Raw genomic sequence first — 21,973 nt, forward strand, 5'->3', positions numbered from 1 at the left:
TTATTTAACAAATCAATATTAATGCTTTAGTGCATTGATATAGCTAAGCTGTCGAACTAATTCGGTATTAGTGGGTAGTAGATCGAGTGCCGCGCATGTCGCCTCTCGAGCTGAATTTATATCGTTTTTTTGTAGGTGTAATTTGGCCAGCTGGATATGAGAGTGTGCATCAAAAGAATTGGCGGCGACGGCGCGTTTGGCCCAGTTGAACGCGGCTTCGAAATCCCCACGTCGGGTGGCGATGTCGCTCATGCGGCGGAGGAAGCCAGAATTGGCGGGCTCGATCTCCAGCGCCCTGGCGACCGCGGCCTCGGCCGCGGCCGCGGCCAGGGCGCCACGCTGCAGATGCAGCGTGGCCTGATGGTTGTAGGAGTGGGGATCGGCGGGATTGGCGACGATGGCGCGGTCGGCCCAGTCGAAGGCGGCTTCGAAATCCCCACGTCGGGCGGCGATGTCGCTCATGCGGCGGAGGAAGCCGGAATTGGTGGGGTCGAGCTCTAATGCCTTGCCCACTGTGACCTCGGCAGCCGTCAGATTCCCATGCTGTAAGTGTAACGTAGCCTGATGGTTGTAGGAGTGGGGGTCGGCGGGATTGGCACTGACGGCGCGGCCGGCCCAGTCGAAGGCGGCGGCGAAGTCGCCACGCCGCGCGGCGATGTCGCTCATGCGGCGGAGGAAGCCGGGATTGGCGGGCTCGATCTCCAGCGCCCTGGCGACCGCGGCCTCGGCCTCGGCCAGGGCGCCGCGCTGCAGATGCAGCGTGGCCTGATGGTTGTAGGAGTGGGGGTCGGCGGGATTGGCACTGACGGCGCGGCCGGCCCAGTCGAAGGCGGCGGCGAAGTCGCCACGCCGCGCGGCGATGTCGCTCATGCGGCGGAGGAAGCCGGGATTGGCGGGCTCGATCTCCAGCGCCCTGGCGACCGCGGCCTCGGCCTCGGCCAGGGCGCCGCGCTGCAGATGCAGCGTGGCCTGATGGTTGTAGGAGTGGGGGTCGGCGGGATTGGCACTGACGGCGCGGCCGGCCCAGTCGAAGGCGGCGGCGAAGTCGCCACGCCGCGCGGCGATGTCGCTCATGCGGCGGAGGAAGCCGGGATTGGCGGGCTCGATCTCCAGCGCCCTGGCGACCGCGGCCTCGGCCTCGGCCAGGGCGCCGCGCTGCAGATGCAGCGTGGCCTGATGGTTGTAGGAGTGGGGGTCGGCGGGATTGGCACTGACGGCGCGGCCGGCCCAGTCGAAGGCGGCGGCGAAGTCGCCACGCCGCGCGGCGATGTCGCTCATGCGGCGGAGGAAGCCGGGATTGGCGGGCTCGATCTCCAGCGCCCTGGCGACCGCGGCCTCGGCCTCGGCCAGGGCGCCGCGCTGCAGATGCAGCGTGGCCTGATGGTTGTAGGAGTGGGGGTCGGCGGGATTGGCACTGACGGCGCGGCCGGCCCAGTCGAAGGCGGCGGCGAAGTCGCCACGCCGCGCGGCGATGTCGCTCATGCGGCGGAGGAAGCCGGGATTGGCGGGCTCGATCTCCAGCGCCCTGGCGACCGCGGCCTCGGCCTCGGCCAGGGCGCCGCGCTGCAGATGCAGCGTGGCCTGATGGTTGTAGGAGTGGGGGTCGGCGGGATTGGCACTGACGGCGCGGCCGGCCCAGTCGAAGGCGGCGGCGAAGTCGCCACGCCGCGCGGCGATGTCGCTCATGCGGCGGAGGAAGCCGGGATTGGCGGGCTCGATCTCCAGCGCCCTGGCGACCGCGGCCTCGGCCTCGGCCAGGGCGCCGCGCTGCAGATGCAGCGTGGCCTGATGGTTGTAGGAGTGGGGGTCGGCGGGATTGGCACTGACGGCGCGGCCGGCCCAGTCGAAGGCGGCGGCGAAGTCGCCACGCCGCGCGGCGATGTCGCTCATGCGGCGGAGGAAGCCGGGATTGGCGGGCTCGATCTCCAGCGCCCTGGCGACCGCGGCCTCGGCCTCGGCCAGGGCGCCGCGCTGCAGATGCAGCGTGGCCTGATGGTTGTAGGAGTGGGGGTCGGCGGGATTGGCACTGACGGCGCGGCCGGCCCAGTCGAAGGCGGCGGCGAAGTCGCCACGCCGCGCGGCGATGTCGCTCATGCGGCGGAGGAAGCCGGGATTGGCGGGCTCGATCTCCAGCGCCCTGGCGACCGCGGCCTCGGCCTCGGCCAGGGCGCCGCGCTGCAGATGCAGCGTGGCCTGATGGTTGTAGGAGTGGGGGTCGGCGGGATTGGCACTGACGGCGCGGCCGGCCCAGTCGAAGGCGGCGGCGAAGTCGCCACGCCGCGCGGCGATGTCGCTCATGCGGCGGAGGAAGCCGGGATTGGCGGGCTCGATCTCCAGCGCCCTGGCGACCGCGGCCTCGGCCTCGGCCAGGGCGCCGCGCTGCAGATGCAGCGTGGCCTGATGGTTGTAGGAGTGGGGGTCGGCGGGATTGGCACTGACGGCGCGGCCGGCCCAGTCGAAGGCGGCGGCGAAGTCGCCACGCCGCGCGGCGATGTCGCTCATGCGGCGGAGGAAGCCGGGATTGGCGGGCTCGATCTCCAGCGCCCTGGCGACCGCGGCCTCGGCCTCGGCCAGGGCGCCGCGCTGCAGATGCAGCGTGGCCTGATGGTTGTAGGAGTGGGGGTCGGCGGGATTGGCACTGACGGCGCGGCCGGCCCAGTCGAAGGCGGCGGCGAAGTCGCCACGCCGCGCGGCGATGTCGCTCATGCGGCGGAGGAAGCCGGGATTGGCGGGCTCGATCTCCAGCGCCCTGGCGACCGCGGCCTCGGCCTCGGCCAGGGCGCCGCGCTGCAGATGCAGCGTGGCCTGATGGTTGTAGGAGTGGGGGTCGGCGGGATTGGCACTGACGGCGCGGCCGGCCCAGTCGAAGGCGGCGGCGAAGTCGCCACGCCGCGCGGCGATGTCGCTCATGCGGCGGAGGAAGCCGGGATTGGCGGGCTCGATCTCCAGCGCCCTGGCGACCGCGGCCTCGGCCTCGGCCAGGGCGCCGCGCTGCAGATGCAGCGTGGCCTGATGGTTGTAGGAGTGGGGGTCGGCGGGATTGGCACTGACGGCGCGGCCGGCCCAGTCGAAGGCGGCGGCGAAGTCGCCACGCCGCGCGGCGATGTCGCTCATGCGGCGGAGGAAGCCGGGATTGGCGGGCTCGATCTCCAGCGCCCTGGCGACCGCGGCCTCGGCCTCGGCCAGGGCGCCGCGCTGCAGATGCAGCGTGGCCTGATGGTTGTAGGAGTGGGGGTCGGCGGGATTGGCACTGACGGCGCGGCCGGCCCAGTCGAAGGCGGCGGCGAAGTCGCCACGCCGCGCGGCGATGTCGCTCATGCGGCGGAGGAAGCCGGGATTGGCGGGCTCGATCTCCAGCGCCCTGGCGACCGCGGCCTCGGCCTCGGCCAGGGCGCCGCGCTGCAGATGCAGCGTGGCCTGATGGTTGTAGGAGTGGGGGTCGGCGGGATTGGCACTGACGGCGCGGCCGGCCCAGTCGAAGGCGGCGGCGAAGTCGCCACGCCGCGCGGCGATGTCGCTCATGCGGCGGAGGAAGCCGGGATTGGCGGGCTCGATCTCCAGCGCCCTGGCGACCGCGGCCTCGGCCTCGGCCAGGGCGCCGCGCTGCAGATGCAGCGTGGCCTGATGGTTGTAGGAGTGGGGGTCGGCGGGATTGGCACTGACGGCGCGGCCGGCCCAGTCGAAGGCGGCGGCGAAGTCGCCACGCCGCGCGGCGATGTCGCTCATGCGGCGGAGGAAGCCGGGATTGGCGGGCTCGATCTCCAGCGCCCTGGCGACCGCGGCCTCGGCCTCGGCCAGGGCGCCGCGCTGCAGATGCAGCGTGGCCTGATGGTTGTAGGAGTGGGGGTCGGCGGGATTGGCACTGACGGCGCGGCCGGCCCAGTCGAAGGCGGCGGCGAAGTCGCCACGCCGCGCGGCGATGTCGCTCATGCGCCGCAGCAGCGCCGGGTGCTCCGGCTCGATCTCCAGCCCTTCCTGCACGGTGGCTTCGGCGGCGGCCGCCTCGCCGCGCCTCAGGTGCAGGCCGGCCAACTGGTTCCGCAGCCCGGTCGTCGCCGGCAACGCGGCGAGGCCTCGTTCCACCCAGTCGATGGCGGCGTCGAGATTGCCCTTGTAAGCGGCCAGCTCGCCCAACCGTCCCAGCAGAAGGGCATTGGACGGATTGAAGTCGAGCGCCCAACGGATGGCCTGCTCCGCTCCGTCCAGGTCGCCTTGCCGCTGCAGGTCGAGGGACAGACGAACCGTACGGCCTGGATTGGTCGGATCCGCGAGAAGATCAAGGTCCTGCATGGTTCATGGCCGATCGTGATTGGTGATATGGCCTGACTGTTTCGATCCGTATGACAAGGCCAGGTGTCATGCCGCCAGGGCGCCCGGCGCCCCGTCTTCCGTTCCGGCGCGGACCGGCAGCATCTCTTCCAGGCGGATCCGCGCCGCCGGAAGAAAGGCCGACCAGTCGTCCACGATGAGACAGAGGCTCTCGGGGGACTGGCTCCGCTGCACGTCCTCGGCTTTCCAGCCTGCCGCCTTCTTGGCAAAGCTGTAGACGAGCGCACGGGCGATCCGCCGAGTCACTGCCCAGCGCGCTGCCTCGGTTGCGGAGGCACGCACCTCCTCGGCTTCGGCTTGGGGGCCGAATTCCGCTTCCAGCTGCTCTGCCAGCGCGAGCACAGCAGAGTACTGAAAGTTAATGAAGATCTGATGCGACTGCGGGAAGTACTGTGCCACGCGCCCAGTCAACCCACGTTCGGCAATCATCTCGTCCTGGTCCAATCCGATGATTTCCGGCGGACGCTCATAGATACGGCGGGGTGGGGAAGGGGGGCGCTCGGGACGTTGGGACTCTGCCGTCTTCGGCTCCGTTGTGGTGGCCTTGCCGCTCCCTTCCACGCTGCGGCCGGGGGCTGTTGACGGTCGCGGAATGAAGCTTGCCTCAACGCCCAGTTCTGCCAGCAGGTCCCGCAATTCGTCCTGTACCTCGTTGGCGAATTTGGCCTGATCAGGGCCATAGGAACGGATGATGCACAGCAGCCATTCCGGCAGATGGGTGCGGACCAGTGCAGAAAAATGCGCCAGAAACACCTGCTGCTGATCGCCGCCGCGGAAGCGCAGGAACTGTCGGTACGCCTCGGGCCGCACAACATAATCGTCCGGTAATTCCACGAAGACCTTGCAGTGCTTCGCCCCGAAGCTGAAGCCGAAAGACGGGCCTTCGAGAACCCAGCGCTCTCTGGCCCGCACGTCATAGATTTCGCCTTTATAGACGATGCAGCCGAGTCCTTCCGTCGTGGCTGAAACGTCACCTTGTCCAGGGTGGGCCTCGCCTGCAGTCGGATCGTAGCAATAGTGGATCGTGATGCCGCTTGCCGTGCGCACCGACTCGGTCTGTTTGAACTGTTCCCAGTGGGCGAAAAAAGTCTCGAACCGCCTTGGCGTGCTGCCGCCCGCCACCTCAGGGCGTAGATGCAGCGTCAGGCCAGCGGGCAGGCGGAAAAAGCGCAGCGCCAGGGTCTCGGCGAGCCATCCCGCTTCGTAGCGAGGACTCCCATCGTATGGATCGACCACCGTGTTCTGCCGGGCATGGTTGCCCCCGAGCACGACCTCGGTCCAGTCGCGGGAGAGATCATAATCCCCCTCCGCTTGGCATATATCCGTAACGTTGAGGACTTCCAACGGGTTTCCCGCGGCATCCGTGCCGAGGCAAAGTCGCCCGTACACGCCGCTCCGCTCACACAGGACCACCTCGCTGACGCGTCCGGCCTTGCAGGAGCGATACCGCAGCATATGCCGGTTGGACGGCAGGGATGCGACCTTCGCACCCATGCCGAAATTACCGTCGAGGCTGTTTTCTTTGTGCAATGAAGAGGCGAGGTCGCAGATCCTGTGCAACTCCATCGCCGACAGGCCCGGGCCGGTGTTCCGGATGCAGAGCTTGGGCGTTCCATCGATGATGCGTGCGGTGATCTCGACCAACCGTTCGCCCTCGCCACGCATCGCCGCTTCGATTGCGTTCACAACCAATTCCCGAAGCATCATCGTCTTCGGGCAGCGTTCGATCATGCTGGAGACAAGAAATGCCTCATTCGCAACGCGCAACGCTGTAACCGGCGAACGCTCCGACATCAGCACCCCTCAGGTAATTGACCTCTCCTATCATAACCTGAGGGTGAAATACCATCCTGGTGTAGTGACGAAAACGAGCAAGCCCCTCACTCCGTCCCGTCATCCGGCTCGCTTGTCCGGATATCCACCATCAGCTCGTTTCCAAGTCGTTCCAGATCCTCGCGCACCAAATCCACCGCCTCGGCGGCCGGGGCGCGCAGGCGGATCTCGGCGCGGAACAGGTGCTCGCCGGAGAACGACCCGCTCAGCACGTCGGTGGTGAGTTCCTCGATGTTCACGCCCCGGTTCGCCAGCGCCTGGGTGATGTCGCGCACGATGCCCGGGCGGTCCTGGCCGATCAGTTCCACCTGGAAGGCGGTATGGGCGATGGAGACCGTCTGGGCGCTGCCTTCCTGCACCAGCACACGCAGCCCACCCGACTGGTAGGCTGCTACCGCCTCGGAGAACCCGGCCAGCTCCGCGCGCGGCACCGCGACCAGGGCGATACCGGCGAACTGCCCGGCCAGCCGCGCCATCCGGCTCTCCAGCCAGTTGCCGCCGCGGGCGGCGACCTCTTCCGACAACTGGCGCACCACGCCGGGCCGATCGGGGCCGACCAGAGTCAGAATCAGGGAAGCCATTTCCACGGCGCTGCTCCTTCCACTGCGGCGCGGAGAGTGGCGGCGGCGGCCGCGTGTGGCAAGCCGTCCCGGCACCGCCGGGACGCTTTCGTTGCCAACCCGCCCCGCCGGGACGGCGACTCGCCGCCGCTGCCCCGGCCCCGAGTAGCCGTCCCGGCGCTGCCTCGCCGCCGTGCCGCGCGCCGGGACTCAGCCCACCCGCACGACGGTGCGCCCGCGCAGCTTACCCTCCACCACCTGCCGGGTGGCCTCGATCGCCCCGTCCAGCCCGATCTCGGTGGTGGCGCGGGCCAGCGTCGCCGGATCCAGGTCCTCGGCCAGGCGCTGCCAGGCGCGCTGGCGGCGCGGGATCGGCGCCATGACGCTGTCGATTCCCAGCAGCGCCACGCCGCGCAAGATGAAGGGCGCCACCGAGGTCGGCAGGTCCAGCCCGCCCGCCAGTCCGCAGGCCGCGACCGCCCCACCGTAGCGACACCCCGCCAGCAGATTCGCGAGCGTGTGGCTGCCCACCGCGTCGATCGCCGCCGCCCAGCGCTCCTTCTGCAGCGGCTTGCCGGGGGCGCTCAGCTCCGCCCGGTCGATCACCTCGGCCGCGCCCAGTTCCTTGAGGTAGGCCGCCTCGCCGGGACGGCCGGTGCTGGCCACCACGTGCCAGCCGCGCCGCGCCAGCAGCGCGATCGCGACGGAGCCGACGCCGCCCGCTGCCCCGGTCACTACCACCTTGCCGCGCGCGGGCTCCAGCCCATGGTCCTCCAGCGCCAGCACCGTCAGCATGGCGGTGTAGCCTGCGGTGCCGATCGCCATGGCCTGGGCGGGGGTGAACCCGGCGGGCTGGGGCAGCAGCCAGTCGGCCTTCACCCGGGCGCGTTCGGCCCAGCCGCCGAGATGCGTCTCGCCCACGCCCCAGCCGTTCAGGATCACCGCATCGCCCGGCGCGAAGCGCGCATCGGTCGAGACCTCGACCACGCCCGCCAGGTCGATGCCCGGCACCATCGGCCAGCGCCGCACCACCGGGGCCAGCCCGGTCACCGCGAGTCCATCCTTATAATTGACGCCGGAATGGGTAACGCGGAGCGTGACCTCTCCTTCCATCAGTTCGGACTCGGGCAGGTCGGTGAGGGCGGCGTGGGGGACCCCGTTCTCGCCCCGGGTCAGCAACACGGCCTGCATGATGGTTTCCTCCGCATCTCTGTTCTGTCGGTCCGGTATCGAGTTTCGTCACTCAGCTATGCCAGAGCGGTCGCGCGCGGGCTATGGGGCGGGCGAGGGGGGCGGGCGAGGGGGTCGCGCCGTGCAGATCGAGTGATTTCACCGCCCGGGCGCGTCCGCGCTGGCGGGATTCCCGGTGCCGATCGGGCCGGTGCGCGAGTTGCTGCAGGTCAGTGGGTTGCGGCCGCCCTGCCTGATTGCGTGTGAGGGATATCTTGCCCGGGGGCGTGGGAAGGCGGCATGCTGCCGGTCGCCCTTTTCTGCCCTGTGTCCGGACCGCTCCATGCTGCGCTTCGTCCTGACCGTGCTGCTCGCCATCCTGACGCTGGCGTTGTTCGTCAGGCTGGTCACAACGTCGCGGCCGTTCCGCGCAGCCGTGCTGCTGATCGTTGCCGGTTTCGTGCTCGCCTGGCTGTGGACGCATAATCCCCGCCCATCCTACTGGCAGGTCGACCCGATTCCGACCGAGGGCCTGCGTCGCTGAAAAACGGGATCCAAGGGCGTTGCGGTATCATGTAGCACAAGCCACCGTTGGCCGAGCAGCGCGCATCGGCGCGGGTATGCCTGAAAGTCGCAAGGCTCCGACGAAAGTGACGGTCTTACAGTGGCCGTGCAGCATCCCAGCCCGCAACCGCTCGCCTTGCGGGGGCCGACCATGCAGGCGCGCCATTTTGGTGCTGGCAGCGGTTTCGTCGAGTGACCTGGGCGGAACTGCCGCGCTCACCAGGGCACGTCTTCTACGACCGTCTCCAGATCGAGTTGGTTGGCACCGGGTTCGACGCCTTCGTTGAGAATGCGTGCGCCCCTTACCACGCGGCGAAGTGTGGCCGCTCGTTGCTACCGTTGGGCCGCTATTTCCGCAGTAAGCGTCGGCCGATGACCGCGGTATTTGCCGTCGGCGCCGAGCGGGTGCTGGGCTACTTTTTCCAGTGCCAGGGGAGCATTTCGCTGGTGCGCTGAATGGGATGATCGGCGATGCGGCCGAGGATATCGGTGAGGTAGGCTTGCGGGTCGATGCTGTTCAGCTTGCAGGTCTCGATGATGGTGTAGATGCAGGCGGCGCGACGGCCGCCCGGGTCGGAGCCGCAGAAGAGGCAGAAGAGGTGGTTGCGCCTACCGAGGACCGGGGGGCGCATGGTTCTTTCGGCCGCGTTGTTGCTCTGAACTGCGTCGCGTCAACCGGCGGTGCGCCGCCGCGCAACGCCAGCAGTGCCGCCTGCGCCTCGGCGCGCCGTACCCGCACATCGTCGGCGAGCGACTCCACCATCTGGTCGAGTTCGGCGTTGCCGGACAGGCCGAAGATGTAGCGCAGGCCGTTCTCTTCGCACCACGCCATCACCTCATGGCGGCCGTAGTGGCTGTCACCGCGCAGGATGATGCGCGTGTTGGGCCAGTGCGTGCGGATGCGGCGCATCATACGCCGCACATGGGCGCGGATCTCCACCCTGCTTGGCGTCTTGCCCGGGCGGAATACGACCGCCACCGGACGCGTGGTGGCGGCGTCGTAGACGTGGATCGGCAGAAAGCGCCGCTCATCGTAATTGGTGTGAAACAGAGCCAGCTGCTGGTTGCCATGTGCGACATCACAGGTGTCATCGATGTCCAGCGTGACAGTGACCGGGGGGCGCGCATAGCTGGCGCAGTAGCGGTCGACCAGGGCGTAGGTCATGCGGATCACCTCGCGCATGGTCGGCGCCTTGGCCGCTTTCGCGGTCAAGCCCAGCGCAACATGGTCGGCTGCGAGCACAAGTCGCCGCCGCTGTCCTGCAGGCGGCCACAGGCGAGCTTGAAGGCCGGGTCGCCGCGCAGCTGGTCGAGGTCGTCGGCATCCTCGTAGCCGCAGGCAATGGCGAGGATGCGGGCGCGCAGGATGTCACTGACAGCGTGCGTCACGAACAGCGGGGTGCGGGGATCAGCGATCAGGCTGGCCAGTGTTTCGGCGATGCCGAGCTGCCGTTCCACCTCGCCGAGCAGCAGCATGCCGCCATCGGAGGTGATGCGCCCGCCGTCGAAGGCGGCGGTCAGTTTCTTGCGGCCCACAGCTGGAAAGCTGAACTCCGATAAGAGCACCACAGTATAGACCGTGCCTCATCCGTGGCCCGGCATGGTAAGTTTTAGATATCTCTGTCAACAAAATGCATGCACGCTGAAGATCGCGCTCAATGCCGTGGCGCAAGTGTGTTATGTACATACCGCTGCAGAAGGTATCAGGCTACCTGATAGAAGAATGTTTTGAAAGTCTTCAGGCGCGCACTTGCATTTTTGCTTCCAATAACGGCTGTGTAACGCTTTTTGGGAGTCGGGTAATATTTTTCAGAAATTGGATAACACTATTTCGGTGCGGTGAAACACAAGTTTTGGAAAAGCGGATACCGCCAGCATGCGGTGTTTTTGGGGTGAAATGCCGGTACCGCACCGTCCCGACACCGTATAATACGGGTGCGTTGGACGGAACGGCTGCGCCGAGGCGAGCCGGATCAAGGCAGGGCTGAGCCGATCGGGCGTAGCTCTTGGGGTGGCGAACCCGATAACGTCCATCGGAATATCAATCAAGGGAGACAACCATGTCACCATTGCGCACGCGAATGATCGGGGACATGGCCCTGGCCAGTTTGAAAGAGGGAAGCCGCAAGCATCCAACAAAGTTTCTGCGGCAGCTGCGCACCAGAAAAATTGCTAATTCGTTCCAAAAAAGTGTTTCCCCCACTTTCGCGAAAGGACCGGAATTTGTGTTTCACAAATCCGAAAATGTGTTACGCAGCACCAGAGTAACGAGGGGACGATGCTGAGATGCGTGCTTGGGGTGCATGCAAGTGAAAGTATGCAAGCGAGAGAGAAAGCGTTACCAGCCTCGCGGCAGTTTCGGACCGCTCGCCATGCAGCGACACCAGCCCGGCTCATTCACGTGCGCCGTCATGGAAACGGGGGTAACCGCAGTGAGGCGCCGGGATTACGCCGGGACCTTGCCCTTGGACGCCACGTAGCCGCGCCTTGGCCGCGGGGCCGTCGAGCTTACCCGCCTCGAGCGGCGCGCAGGGATCACCTCGATTCCGTTGCGGTGGGCGCGGGCGATCTCCAGCGCCGCCGCATAGGTCGCCGCGAGCCGCCAGCATGGCGTCGATCCCGTCCTCGACCGCGCGCGGCAACGGTCGCAAGCTGATACGGCGCTCCCCCGCCTGTGCAGCGCTCACCTCTCCGGCTGAGCCTCAAGATCCCATCGCCGCCGTAACCAGGGCGGTGGCGCGCGCCAGGTCGCTGGCTGGGCCGCCGCCTGCACCGGGCGCCCCCAGGATGATTTCTTCGGCGGCGCCCTCGGCCAGCACGGTCGCGCGTCACAGCTTTGGCCGCTCGAGACAGGCGGTCCAACCGTAAGCGTAAGCTGATGACCGCCTACCACGCATTCCCGTAATCGGGGATGGTCTCGCCCACGCGGACGAGCGGCCGCGCCGCCAGCCGGTGCGCACGCCGCTGCCGCCGGGTCTGCCGCGCCAAACCGTCGTCCATGAGCCGCCCTGTACCTGCCCCGGCTGCGGCGGCACCACCTTCAGCCGCATCGGCGATGACGAACGCGAAGTGCTCGAATACGTCCCGGCCAACTTCAAGGTGATCAAGCATGTTCGCCCGAAGCTGAGCTGCCGCGCCTGCGAGACCGTCATGCGCGGCGAGCGAGGCGCGGGCTGCCGGACGCGGCGGGATCACCGCGGTCGCCGAAGCGACCGGGGTTGCACGTAGCACGATCAATCGGGGGCTGGCGGACCTGCGCTCGGGTACGCAACCTGGCAGCCAGCGCGTCCGCCGGGGGAGGCAGCAAGCCAGCGACCGAGACGCAACCTGGGCTTTTGGCGGCACTGAGGAGTTGGTACAATCGTCCATCCGTGGTGACCCGTAAGCGGCACTGCGCTGGGCCAGCATAGAGCCAGCGCCATCTCTCGGCCGCGTTCGCCACACGTGGGTTCGTGGCCGGACAGAAGCTGGTCGGGCGGTTGTAGGCACGCTGGGCTTCAGCCTGCAGGCCAACCGCAAGACCCGCGAGGGCACGCAGCATCCCGACCGCAACGCTCAGTTCGAACACATCAACGCCGCCGTGGCCGTCTTCCAGGCGGCCGGACAACCGGCGATCTCGGTTGACACGAAGAAGAAGGAGCTTGTCGGAGATTTCAGGAACGGCGGATGTGAACTGCGGCCAAAGGGACAACCCGAAGCGGTTCGTGTCCACGATTTCGCCATTCCCGAACTCGGCAAAGCCGTGCCCTACGGCGTCTACGACATCGCCGCCAATGCCGGGTGGGTCAGCGTCGGCATCGATCACGACACCGCCGTCTTCGCTGTCGAGGCCATCCGCCGCTGGTGGCACGACCTCGGCACCACCCGCTATCCCGCCGCGACGAAGCTGCTGATCACCGCCGACTGCGGCGGCAGCAACGGCACACGGGTGCGGCTGTGGAAGCACGAGTTGCAAGCCCTGGCCGACGAAATCGGCATCGCCATTACCGTCTGCCACCTGCCGCCGGGCACCAGCAAGTGGAACCGAATCGAGCACCGCCTGTTCGCCTTCATCACCCAGAACTGGCGCGCGCCGTTGGTCAGCTATCAGGTGGTCGTGCAGCTGATCGCCAGCACCATCACCAGAACCGGCCTGACCGTCGCCTGTCGGCTCGACACCAACAGCTACGAGAAGGACGTCAAGGTTTCCGACACCGAGATGGCCAGCCTCGATATCCAAACCGCCAACTTCCACGGCGAATGGAACTACACCATCAGACCAAGGTCGCCCTATAACTGAAGCAGCTATTCGGGTTCAGGTCCTAAATTCACCCATAAGGTTCCTGGTCAGGGGGCGCCTTTCTTGATCGCCCGGGCGGCGCCCCCTCGGGGTCGCACGGCCTCGTCCGCCGGTCGCCCGTGACCATGGTGTTCCAGCAAATCGTTGATGGCGCGGGCGAGCAGGGCCTGGACGGTGGTGTCCTGCGCGGCGGCCAGCATCCGAAGGGCGCGTTTGACCGCTGGATCGAAATGCGCGCCGACCCACACCGCGCCGATCCGGGACGGCTGACGCCGCGATCCGGCGTCAGCCTCGGCGGGTGTGTGGGCGGGTTCCAGGGACTTCGTCATCGACTCCTTATCAGGTGGCGCACCAGGGGCTGCACGACCGATATCCACGAGGTGCATTTCACAATCAAGTGTGAATCCTAAAAGTCGACTTTTCATACATGCATCGATCGAGCACAACTCAGGCGCCAATCACTCTGCTGGATGATCGCGTGAAAACCCCCACTTCTTACCAAGTTCCTCTTCGGTCAACGATTTCCACTCTGCCATCGGCACGGCCGATCCTCATCTACGAGATCCGTCGCACCGCCGACGGCAAGCGCTACGTCGGCCTCACACAGCGTCCGCTGCCGGTCCGCTTCACCGCCCATTGCGCCGACGCCATGCGCGACGGCGGCCGCCGCGGGCGGCACGGCACGATCACCGAGGCGATCCGCGAGGTGCTCCGGGCAGGCCAGAAGCCGCGTGAGCGCTTCATCACCAAGGTGCTCGAGGTCTGCGCCGACCTGACGCAGGCTCGTCGGGCCGAGAAGGCCTGGATCGCCCGTCTCGGCACTGCCGCCCCGACCGGCTTCAACCTGATGCCTGGCGGCGCCTCGGTTGGCGGCCCCGGCAATGCCAAGGAAATCTCGTTCTCCCATCCGGTGCGCGGCGAACTCCGCTTCCCAGCGATTTCCGCCGCGCTCGCCGACATCAACGCCGAGCGCCTGCGCAGCGGTTTTCGGCCGCTTGCGGAAGCCACGGTTTGCGCCCGCCTGGAACTCGGTTGGCCGACAGACGAGGCGTTCGAACTGGTCGATCATCGCGATGCGCGGACACGTCGACCGCCCTTTCTGTGGCATGGGCGGCGCTACGACAGCCTGCGCGACCTCGCCAGGGTGGAAGGACTGCCGATTGCGACCGCGCGTTCGCGGCTGCACCGGGCTCGTCAGGCCGGTCATGGCGAAAGCCACGATGCCGGAACCGATCGGCGCTGCCACGCGACGCAGCAGCGATGCCGGGCGGCACGACTCGCTTTGCCGGATCCGCGTTCCTCGTCCGCGCCTCCGGTGGATGCGGCGACCTTCGCGCGCCTGACTGGCATACCGCGCGCCACGGTGCTGACGCGCTGGCACCGCCTGCGACGTCGGAACACCGACGTCGCTGAGCTCGACCCTACGATGGTGCTGGCGGCGCTGCAGACCCCGGTGGACCGCCGAGTGCATCTTACCCTCGTTCTGCCTGACGGCCGACGCGTCGCAGGCGGCGTCCGTGAGGTGATCCGGCAGGTGCTGGACGACCCAGGGCTGAAAGGGGGGCGCATCGAGCGACTGGGTGAATCGGCGATCCGCGCCCGCCTGCGCCGCCTGCCGGGCTGGCCGCAGGGTCCGTTCACGGAGGATGCCATATCCTGGGCGTTCGGGTTCACACCGGGCCTCGCCGGCGCGGTGCATCCTCAGGCGAGGGGTGTCTGACCATGCACGGTCATTCCGATCAGGACGGACGAGCGACCGACCAGCAGGTCGTTGGTGAACTGTCCTGCGATCTCCGGCGAATCACCCACCAGCGTCGCTGGTGCCGTCGGATCCGTAGCCAATTGGTAATGCGGCTCCCATGGCCGTTCTCATTGCGGTGGCGTGCTCATCCGGGCGCACTGACCGCGGATGCAGACGATGTGCCCAACCTGGCTCCGACTGCCTTGTCCGGTTCGGCCGGCACGGCGCCTGTAGACAATGTCGACGCTCCGGATCCAGACGCGGACCACGGACACATCCGAAAGCAACCGTCCGATCCGGCGCGCATCGCCGTGCGGGTGATGCTGACTCGCGCACTGGAGGCCGCCGGCATCAGCGCCGGCGCCGCCGGGCGTGACGGTGTCGTTTGCCTTGTCCTGCTCCCCGGCTCGGTCTGGACGATGATCGCGCAGGATGAATGGGAGGATCTGGCCTGCACAGATAACCGCCCTGCTGATGGCTTGCACGAGATCTACGGGACTCGTGCCATTTGGGTGGCAAGCGAAGCGCCTCGTGAGTATGAACGGCGCCAGGCCGCCGAGAAGTTCGCCACCAGCATCGCGAAGGGGCGGCACTGCGCCGCATTCACCGCCGATCCCGCCTGGCTGCCGAATGATCTGGTCCAGGCCGCCGACATCCGGCTGACGGTGCCAAGGCTTTGTCCGGACGACGTTTCGGCGATCGTAACCGAGCTGTGCGACGAGACGCCCACGGAACGTCTCTCCGAGGAGCAGACCGTCCTGCTCACGCCGCGGCTGCTACGTCTGGCGCGACGTCCCGGCCAAGCGGCTGATGCCTATGTTCGTAAGCTGGTCGACCTGATGGACCGCGATCAGGCCGCCGCAGTCCGTGCCGCGATCGTTCCGACCTCTCCGCGGAACACGCCGGATCTCACCCGTCTTCACGGCATGGACGAGGCGGTCCGCTGGGGGGTGGGCCTGGCCAGTGACTTGCGGCTGGTTGCCGAAGGCAAGATGACTTCGACCGAAGTGGATCGCGGTTGCCTGTTGTCCGGTCCACCCGGCGTCGGCAAGACCTTATTCGCACGCGCCCTGGCCCGGAGCTGCGACGTCCCGCTGGTATCCGGATCGTATTCCGAGTGGCACGGCACGGGCAACGCCCATCAGGGCGATCTTCTCAAGGCGATGCGACGGACGTTCTCGCGGGCGCGGGAGTCCGCACCATGCATCCTCTTCCTTGATGAGCTCGACAGTTTTCCAAATCGCTCGACCGTTTCATACCACTACGCTGAATGGGAGATCCAGGTGGTGAACGGGTTGTTGGCGGAGATTGACGGCGTAGAGGGGCGGGAAGGTGTGGTCCTCATTGCCGCCTGCAATTACCCGGACAAGCTCGATCCGGCACTGATCCGCAGTGGACGGCTCGACCGCCACATTCGTTTGTCCCTACCCGATCGGACGGCCCTGGCGGCGATCCTGCGTGAGCACCTCGGAGCCGACCTCGCGGGCGTGGATCTCTCCGCAGCCGCGCTGGCCGCAACCGGGGGTACGGGCGCCGACTGCGAGAAATGGGTGCGTGGTGCGCGCCGCCGCGCCAGGACGGCTGCCAGGGCCATGATGCTGGACGATCTGCTTGCCGAGATCAGTGGTATGGAGAGCAGGGCCCCCAAAGACCTCTGGATCGCCGCCGTACATGAAGCTGGCCATGCCGTAGCAATCAGCGTTCTCCGGCCCGGGACGCTCAAGGGGGTGTCCTTGCGGGCGGGCAATGGAAAAGGCGGCTTCACCGATGCAGAAATGGCGCAGTCCACGCATCTGTGCGAGGCCGACCTGAAACGCCAGTTGATGATCTTGCTCGCTGGTCGTGCGGCTGAAGAAGAGTTGCTGGGCTTCGCGTCGTCCGGTGCGGGCGGTGAACACGAAAGCGACCTCGCCCGGGCCACGTGGCTGGCGGTGATCGCGGACACGGCGCTCGGTCTCACGGAGGCCGGCTTGGTGTGGTACGGTATGCCAGATGCCAGCACCATTCCGGTGGTCCTTGCGAGGAATGCCAGGCTCGCCGAGCGCGTCCGCGCCCGACTTGACGATGCTTATGCGGCAGCCCGGGATCTGCTCATCCGGCCGCGGACAGAAGCTGTGCGGGCGCTCGCCACCATGCTCGTGGAGCGCCAACTGCTTGATGGGCCCGACGCGGAGGCGGTCATCCGACGACATGCCAATGGCGAAAGCCCATAATCACTGTACATATTGATCCGGCCTGGGCGGTCTTGGATCAGGCGGCGTAGCGGAATGTGGGGTGGCGGAAGTAGCTTCGGATGCGGGCTGGCGGCCTGGAGAGCCTGCGCATGTGGCCGATGAGGTTGCGTTTCAGCGCCTCCCGGCTGCGGGCCGGTGCCTTGCGCGGGATGCTCTGCTTGAGGTCGGCGTTCAGTCCCTCGTCCGGATTGAGTTCTGGGCTATAGGCGGGCAGGTGGAACACCTCGATCTGGGAACGCCGCCCGGCCAGCCAGTCCTGCACAGCTCGGCCACGGTGGACTGGCAGACGGTCGAGGATGAGGAACACCTTGCTCCTGGCATCGCGGATCAGGCGCTCGAGGAAGGTGATCAGCAGTGTAGCGGTGATACCCCGGTCGAGCACCATCCAACGCAGTTCGCCCTTGTTGGTCACCGCCGAGATCAGGCCGACATTGGCCTGCTTGTGGCAGGGGCGCACCACGGGCGTCTTGCCGCGCGGGGCATAGCCGCGGCCGCGCACGTCGTCGGAGCGCAGGCCGGTCTCGTCGCCCCAGAAGATCGCGCCTTTCTGTCGCCGCGCCTTCGTCTGGATGGCTGGGTATTCCTTCTCCAGCCAGTGCCGGACCTGCCCGGGCCGCTGCTCATAGGCGCGCCGCAGCGGCTTCTGTGCGGTGAAGTTCCAGCGCGCCAGGTAGGTGCTCATCGTGCGTACCGCCAGACGCACGCCGCAGCACTGCTCGATCAGGGCCGCCACGGCCGCCCGGCTCCACAGCGCAAACGGCAGGCCATAGGCGTCCGGCGTGCCGCGGCGGATCAGCTTGCGGATCTCCGCTTCCTGTGTCGCCGCGAGAAACCGTCCGGTCCCCGGCGCAGGGCCGCGCGGGCCGGTCTGCAACCCCGCTATCCCACGCGCTCGGAAGCGCTTGCAGATGTCGAACACGCCGTTCTTGGTCAGCCCAACCTGCGCGGCAATTTCAGCGTAGGTCAAGCCACGTTCCCGTAGCCCGATCACCTGCCGACGACGCTCCTCTTGAGCCGCAGGCGCCAGGCTCCGCATGTCCAGGTGCTTCATCTGCCAGACCTGGGCGCAGCCCTACCTCATTCCAAGACAGCCCAGGCCGGATCAATAGCTTTCGCCTGCAGCGAGGTCTGCAGCTTCTCAACCGTTTCAGACGGCGTTGGTAGACTCATCGTCAATCACCGGGCTGTTGGCCCTTCCCTCGCCTGGGGCGGGACAGGGCTCCTTCCCTCCGCCGGCATTACCCGGCCTCGACGGTACTATTGTCCAGGAATTCGGGTGCGGTACACACCGGCGTGCAACGGCGCAGCAAACCGTCGAGGCTCTTATCGGGTTTCGGGGTGGTGAATGTCGAGGGGTAGCACCAAGGCCAAGTCTCTGATCTGATGGGATGAAGATGCAATCCGGTCGGTCCGAGGAGCCTACGCAATCATGGCCGTATCCGATGTAGTCAACCTCTCGGGCCTGCTGGACGAGGCCAAGTGCTTCGAGCTTGTGCGTCGTAACCATTGCGGCCTGATCACCTGGCGCTGTCACGCGCGCGCGGCGAGACTGGCGGGGGCGCGGACGATGATTGGAGACGCAGCAGGAGGCGGAGTGCTGGCACAGGCGCGCGGCCGCTGAGGTAAGGGTACGGCGGCTGCGTGCTCCGCACGCCCGGTGGTCAGCGGCCGTAGCGGGTGGGCGCCCAGAATTCGCGCATGGCGACGATGGCGGATGGGATGTTGCGATGGGCGTCGAAGCGGGCCAGTTCGGTCAGTGGTCCCGGAGGTGGGGCCCCCGGGACCCGGCGGCCGTCGGGGTCGGTGCAGTGGGCGAGGATAGGGATCAGCCAGAGATGGGCCTGCCGGCGTGCGGGCAGCAGGGGGCGCCAGTATTTCGGATTGAGCTGGATGGCGGCGTGGAAGCCGCGGCACCAGGGCCCGACATCAACCGCACCCGATTCGCTGCGGTCGAACCGCGGCGTGAACTGGTCCGGCGTCTCGCTCAGCGTGGCGGCCAGCGCATTGTGATATTTGGCGACAGCGGCGATGGCGGCGAACTCCGGCGTGTTGCCGTGGCAATACGCGTCCTTGCTGACGCCGAGCAGCGGGCAGATCCAGCCGAGCGGTTCATAGGTAACCGGGCCGACGACGATGGCGGTGAGAAAGCCGTCGAGCATGGTCAGGCCGTCGGCGATGGGGGTTCGCGGACGGGGTGTGCGCAGCCAGCGGTCGAGTTCATCGAACGGCATGGGCGGACGAGCCACGCTGGCTGCGGCCGATGGCGGCACTGGCTTGGTCAATCGGCGCGTCATGCTGCTTCCTGCAACGACTGAGGCATGCGGGCGGCCTTCCAGTTCCAGGCCAGCAACTCGTGCAGTTGATGGCTCTTGGTGCGGCCGGAGACGATGCGCTCCAGCACGTCGGTCAACCAGGTCAGCGGATCGACGTCGTTCAGCCGGCACGTATTCAGCAGCGACGCCAGGATCGCCCAAGTGCGCCCGCCACGTTCCGAGCCGGCAAAGAGCGAACTGTGCCTGCCCTGAGCGATGATCCGCATCGAGCGCTCCACCGTGTTGGAGTCGACTTCCACGCGGCCGTCTTCGAGAAACAGCGTCAGGCCGTCCCAGTGCCTCAGCGTGTAGCGGATCGCCGCTGCCAGTGTCGATTTCACCGAGATCTCGGCGAGCAATTCGGTCAGCCGGCGCTTCAGCGCTGCCATCAGTGGCTTGCTCTCGACCTGACGCACCGCCAGTCGCTGGTCGGCCGTGCCGCCCCGAATGCGCTTCTCGATGGCATAGATCGCGGCGATCTCGACGAGGATCTCGGCAGCGGCTGTCGACTGCGTGGTCTTGTGCACGGCCACGAACTTCCGACGCGCGTGCGCGAGGCAGAAGGCAAGCCGGATCTTGCCGCGCCGGGTGCGCTTCACCAACGCCTTGTAGGCGCCATAGCCGTCGACCTGCAGGATGCCGGTGAAGTCATCCCCGAGTTGGGTGGCGATCGCCTCGGTGTTGCGTCCGGTGCTGAACACGTAGGCCACCGCCGGCGGCGCCGGTCCCTGCCAGGGCCCGTCGTCCACCGCGTGCGCCCACAGCTGGCACTTGCGCGTCCGGCGACGTCCTTTCTCGAGCACCGGCAATGGGGTTTCGTCACAAAAGACATGCTGGAAGCTGTGGATCGTCTTCAGCTGCAGGTCATACAAGCCCTCAAGCCACCAGGCGGCGCGATCGACCCAGTGCACCAGGGTCGAGCAGTCGAGCGCGATCCCGTAGCTGGCGAGCATCCGGGTCTGTCGGTTGAGCGGCATGGCCCAGGCGAAGCGGGAGACCACGACCCAGGAGATCAGGGCCGTGGAGGCCATGCCGGCGGTGATCAGCCGCGAGGGAGCCGGCGCCTGCACCACGGCGCTCTCGCAGGCACGGCAGCCATATTTCGGCCGCACCGTGCGCAGCACCCGCAGGATCGCCGGCACGATGTCGAGTTCCTCGGTCGCACATTCACCGATGCGGTGCATCCGGCCGCTGCAGCACGGGCATCTGGTATTGTCCGGCTCGATCACCCGCTCACACCGTGGCAGGTGCGTGGGCAGGGCACCGATGTTGCGGCGTGCCGGTTTGTGCGAAGGTCTGGCCGACGCCTTCGGCTTTGCCGTGCCAGCGTCGTTGGCCGGCGGTGGCGGTGGACTCGCGTCGGTGGCCAGGTCGCCGAGACCCAGCGTCATCTGCCCGTCCACGACGACCACCAGCCGCTCGGATTTCGTGCCAAAATGCAGGGTGTTGATCGTCTTCAGCGCTGCGCGCAGCCGCTCGTTCTCCGCCGCGAGTTCCAGGGCCAGCGCGATAAGCTGGTCGGGATCGGTGGGGAGATCTTCGCGGCGCAGCGGCATAGCCAACCTATACCAGCGTGGCCGCGGTCGTACCAGAGGGATTTCTCGTCCCAGACGGCCAGACAGGCCGTCTGACAGGGGCCGCCACCGCGTGCGACCACGACAGCCCGTCCAACAGCAGAGCCAGCTGGCTCGCAGACAAGCTCATTGCGCCGTCCTGGACCGGTGGCCAGACGAATCGTCCATTTTCCAACCACTTTGTCGCTAACACAATTCCGCTACCGTCCCATGCCAGCAGTTTGACACGATCGTTTCGCTTCGAGCGGAACACGAAAACATCTCCGCCGTACGGATCAGCGCACATTACATCTGCCACCAACGCGACCAAGCCGTGCACCCCCTTTCGGAAATCCACCGGCCGCGTCGCCATCCACACCCGCAGCCCAGCTCGTGGCGCAATCACCCCACCCCTCGCACCGCCGCCAACACCATCGCCAGCGTCGCCGCATCCGCGCCCACCGTGACCCGGATGCTCACATCCGCCACCGCAATCTCAATGCTGCCGGCCGCCCGCTGAAGCCGCTGATCCGCAGCTGCGTCATCACAAAGCATCACCGGTACAAACGACGCTGGTGAGGACTGCAATTCCTCGTTTGCTCTTTCACTCGCCACCATCGCTTGCGAGGTCCTCGCCTGCCGCCGCCAGGTAAACACAAGGCTTTCGTTCACACCATGCCGGGCCGCAACCTCCGACACTCGCACACCGGCCGCATAGCTCTCCGCTACAATCGCCGCCTTTTGCGCTGCCGACCACTGCCGGCGCCCGCCCCCTGCGCTCACCCGGCTCGCCAGACCACCATCCCTTGCCATCCCGTCCATCGCCGTGCCCTCCTTCAAACAGGAACAGCACCTATCATCTCCGCGTGCACGCGACTTTCGTAGGTGGGGTCGTCACAATGGTTACTGTGCGTCAACATCGCTGGCCGGACGGCGTGCGCTGTCCCGAGTGCGACAGTGCCATGGTGATCCGCAACGGCCACGACGAAGGGCAGCCACATCGACAGCGCTATCTTTGCAAGGCTTGCCACGGACGTTTCGACGACCTCAGCGGCACGGTGCTGGCGGGACACCACCAGCCGCTGCGCGTATGGGTCCTGTGCCTCTACCTAATGGGGTTGAACCTTTCCAACCGGCAGATTGCCCAGGAACTGGATCTGGGTACCTCGGATGTGCAGGCCATGACCGAGCAGCTCCGCCAAGGGCTGGTGGCCCGAACACCGGCCGCGAAGCTGGAAGGCGCCGTGGAAATCGATGAAGTCTATGTCGTGGCTGGACACAAGGGCCAACCGACAGAGGTCGCAAAAAGGGTGCGTATTCCGACGAAAACAGCCGGCGATTCCGACGCAAGCCAGCCACCTGTTCCGAGGCAAACCAGCCGGGCATTCCGATGATGCC

18 protein-coding genes and 2 pseudogenes are annotated in these 21,973 nt (G+C 67.0%); 8 read left to right on the forward strand and 12 right to left on the reverse strand.

Features of this window, described 5'->3' with window-relative positions:
* Positions 1-18: 18 nt before the first annotated feature.
* The 4 genes from NBY65_RS21870 to acuI form a co-directional block, all read right to left on the reverse strand.
* Complete coding sequence (locus NBY65_RS21870) at positions 19-4,290, reverse strand: tetratricopeptide repeat protein (protein WP_250265715.1); 4,272 nt, start codon at positions 4,288-4,290, stop codon at positions 19-21.
* Positions 4,291-4,356: 66 nt separating this feature from the next.
* Positions 4,357-6,123 (reverse strand): ATP-binding protein, encoded by a 1,767-nt coding sequence (locus tag NBY65_RS21875; RefSeq protein WP_150045542.1) that lies wholly within the window; start codon positions 6,121-6,123, stop codon positions 4,357-4,359.
* A gap of 86 nt (positions 6,124-6,209) precedes the next feature.
* Positions 6,210-6,743 carry a glycine cleavage system protein R gene (locus tag NBY65_RS21880; RefSeq protein ID WP_150045541.1) on the reverse strand — a complete coding sequence of 178 codons (534 nt, stop codon included), beginning with the start codon at positions 6,741-6,743 and terminating at the stop codon, positions 6,210-6,212.
* A gap of 189 nt (positions 6,744-6,932) precedes the next feature.
* Positions 6,933-7,913, reverse strand: a complete 981-nt coding sequence (gene acuI / locus NBY65_RS21885) for an acrylyl-CoA reductase (NADPH) (protein ID WP_150045540.1) — start codon at positions 7,911-7,913, stop codon at positions 6,933-6,935.
* A gap of 322 nt (positions 7,914-8,235) precedes the next feature.
* Here acuI and NBY65_RS21890 point away from each other — a divergent pair, with 322 nt between their 5' ends.
* Positions 8,236-8,436, forward strand: coding sequence for a hypothetical protein (locus tag NBY65_RS21890; protein ID WP_150045539.1), 201 nt, complete (start codon positions 8,236-8,238; stop codon positions 8,434-8,436).
* Between the two features lie 212 nt (positions 8,437-8,648).
* On the forward strand, positions 8,649-8,912 hold the full coding sequence (locus NBY65_RS21900) for a hypothetical protein (RefSeq protein ID WP_162530897.1): 264 nt from the start codon (positions 8,649-8,651) through the stop codon (positions 8,910-8,912).
* Here NBY65_RS21900 and NBY65_RS21905 read toward each other — a convergent pair.
* Both NBY65_RS21905 and NBY65_RS21910 read right to left on the reverse strand, forming a co-directional pair.
* Positions 8,870-9,088, reverse strand: a complete 219-nt coding sequence (locus NBY65_RS21905) for a transposase domain-containing protein (protein ID WP_150045538.1) — start codon at positions 9,086-9,088, stop codon at positions 8,870-8,872. The genes NBY65_RS21900 and NBY65_RS21905 overlap by 43 nt on opposite strands.
* Positions 9,089-9,156: 68 nt before the next feature.
* Positions 9,157-10,025, reverse strand: a pseudogene (locus NBY65_RS21910) (IS1380 family transposase); the annotation flags it as partial.
* Positions 10,026-11,408: 1,383 nt separating this feature from the next.
* Here NBY65_RS21910 and NBY65_RS34110 point away from each other — a divergent pair.
* The gene (locus tag NBY65_RS34110; RefSeq protein ID WP_162530898.1) at positions 11,409-11,684 is read left to right on the forward strand and encodes an IS66 family transposase zinc-finger binding domain-containing protein; all 276 of its coding nucleotides are present in this window, start codon (positions 11,409-11,411) and stop codon (positions 11,682-11,684) included.
* Positions 11,611-12,735, forward strand: a pseudogene (locus NBY65_RS21920) (ISAzo13 family transposase); the annotation flags it as partial. The gene NBY65_RS34110 and the pseudogene NBY65_RS21920, both read left to right, overlap by 74 nt.
* Positions 12,736-12,782: 47 nt before the next feature.
* Here NBY65_RS21920 and NBY65_RS21925 read toward each other — a convergent pair.
* Positions 12,783-13,064 carry a ribbon-helix-helix domain-containing protein gene (locus NBY65_RS21925; RefSeq protein ID WP_150045536.1) on the reverse strand — a complete coding sequence of 94 codons (282 nt, stop codon included), beginning with the start codon at positions 13,062-13,064 and terminating at the stop codon, positions 12,783-12,785.
* Between the two features lie 98 nt (positions 13,065-13,162).
* Between NBY65_RS21925 and NBY65_RS21930 the strand changes: the two genes are divergently transcribed.
* Together NBY65_RS21930 and NBY65_RS21935 are read left to right on the forward strand one after the other, a co-directional pair.
* The gene (locus tag NBY65_RS21930; RefSeq protein WP_150045535.1) at positions 13,163-14,455 is read left to right on the forward strand and encodes a GIY-YIG nuclease family protein; all 1,293 of its coding nucleotides are present in this window, start codon (positions 13,163-13,165) and stop codon (positions 14,453-14,455) included.
* A gap of 2 nt (positions 14,456-14,457) precedes the next feature.
* Positions 14,458-16,689, forward strand: a complete 2,232-nt coding sequence (locus NBY65_RS21935; protein WP_150045534.1) for an AAA family ATPase — start codon at positions 14,458-14,460, stop codon at positions 16,687-16,689.
* Positions 16,690-16,726: 37 nt separating this feature from the next.
* Here NBY65_RS21935 and NBY65_RS21940 read toward each other — a convergent pair whose 3' ends face one another.
* Positions 16,727-17,761 carry an IS630 family transposase gene (locus NBY65_RS21940; protein ID WP_250265717.1) on the reverse strand — a complete coding sequence of 345 codons (1,035 nt, stop codon included), beginning with the start codon at positions 17,759-17,761 and terminating at the stop codon, positions 16,727-16,729.
* A 378-nt stretch (positions 17,762-18,139) separates the two neighbouring features.
* Between NBY65_RS21940 and NBY65_RS21945 the strand changes: the two genes are divergently transcribed.
* Positions 18,140-18,331 (forward strand): hypothetical protein, encoded by a 192-nt coding sequence (locus tag NBY65_RS21945; RefSeq protein ID WP_150045840.1) that lies wholly within the window; start codon positions 18,140-18,142, stop codon positions 18,329-18,331.
* 40 nt (positions 18,332-18,371) lie between these two features.
* Here NBY65_RS21945 and NBY65_RS21950 read toward each other — a convergent pair whose 3' ends face one another.
* From NBY65_RS21950 to tnpA, 4 genes are read right to left on the reverse strand one after another with little or no spacing between them, the layout of a single operon-like run.
* Positions 18,372-19,004 carry a UPF0149 family protein gene (locus tag NBY65_RS21950; protein WP_203330783.1) on the reverse strand — a complete coding sequence of 211 codons (633 nt, stop codon included), beginning with the start codon at positions 19,002-19,004 and terminating at the stop codon, positions 18,372-18,374.
* The gene (gene tnpC, locus NBY65_RS21955) at positions 19,001-20,578 is read right to left on the reverse strand and encodes an IS66 family transposase (protein ID WP_250265718.1); all 1,578 of its coding nucleotides are present in this window, start codon (positions 20,576-20,578) and stop codon (positions 19,001-19,003) included. The genes NBY65_RS21950 and tnpC overlap by 4 nt, the downstream gene beginning before the upstream one ends.
* A gap of 7 nt (positions 20,579-20,585) precedes the next feature.
* A complete protein-coding gene (gene tnpB, locus NBY65_RS34115; protein WP_150045712.1) occupies positions 20,586-20,948 on the reverse strand; it encodes an IS66 family insertion sequence element accessory protein TnpB in 363 nt (120 codons plus the stop codon).
* A 29-nt stretch (positions 20,949-20,977) separates the two neighbouring features.
* Entirely contained in the window at positions 20,978-21,397 is a 420-nt protein-coding gene (gene tnpA, locus NBY65_RS21960; protein WP_150045713.1) for an IS66-like element accessory protein TnpA, read from the reverse strand.
* Positions 21,398-21,474: 77 nt separating this feature from the next.
* Between tnpA and NBY65_RS21965 the strand changes: the two genes are divergently transcribed.
* Positions 21,475-21,969 (forward strand): IS1/IS1595 family N-terminal zinc-binding domain-containing protein, encoded by a 495-nt coding sequence (locus NBY65_RS21965; protein ID WP_150045714.1) that lies wholly within the window; start codon positions 21,475-21,477, stop codon positions 21,967-21,969.
* Positions 21,970-21,973: the final 4 nt, after the last annotated feature.

Source organism: Rhodovastum atsumiense (genome assembly GCF_937425535.1).
GTDB classification, from domain to species: domain Bacteria; phylum Pseudomonadota; class Alphaproteobacteria; order Acetobacterales; family Acetobacteraceae; genus Rhodovastum; species Rhodovastum atsumiense.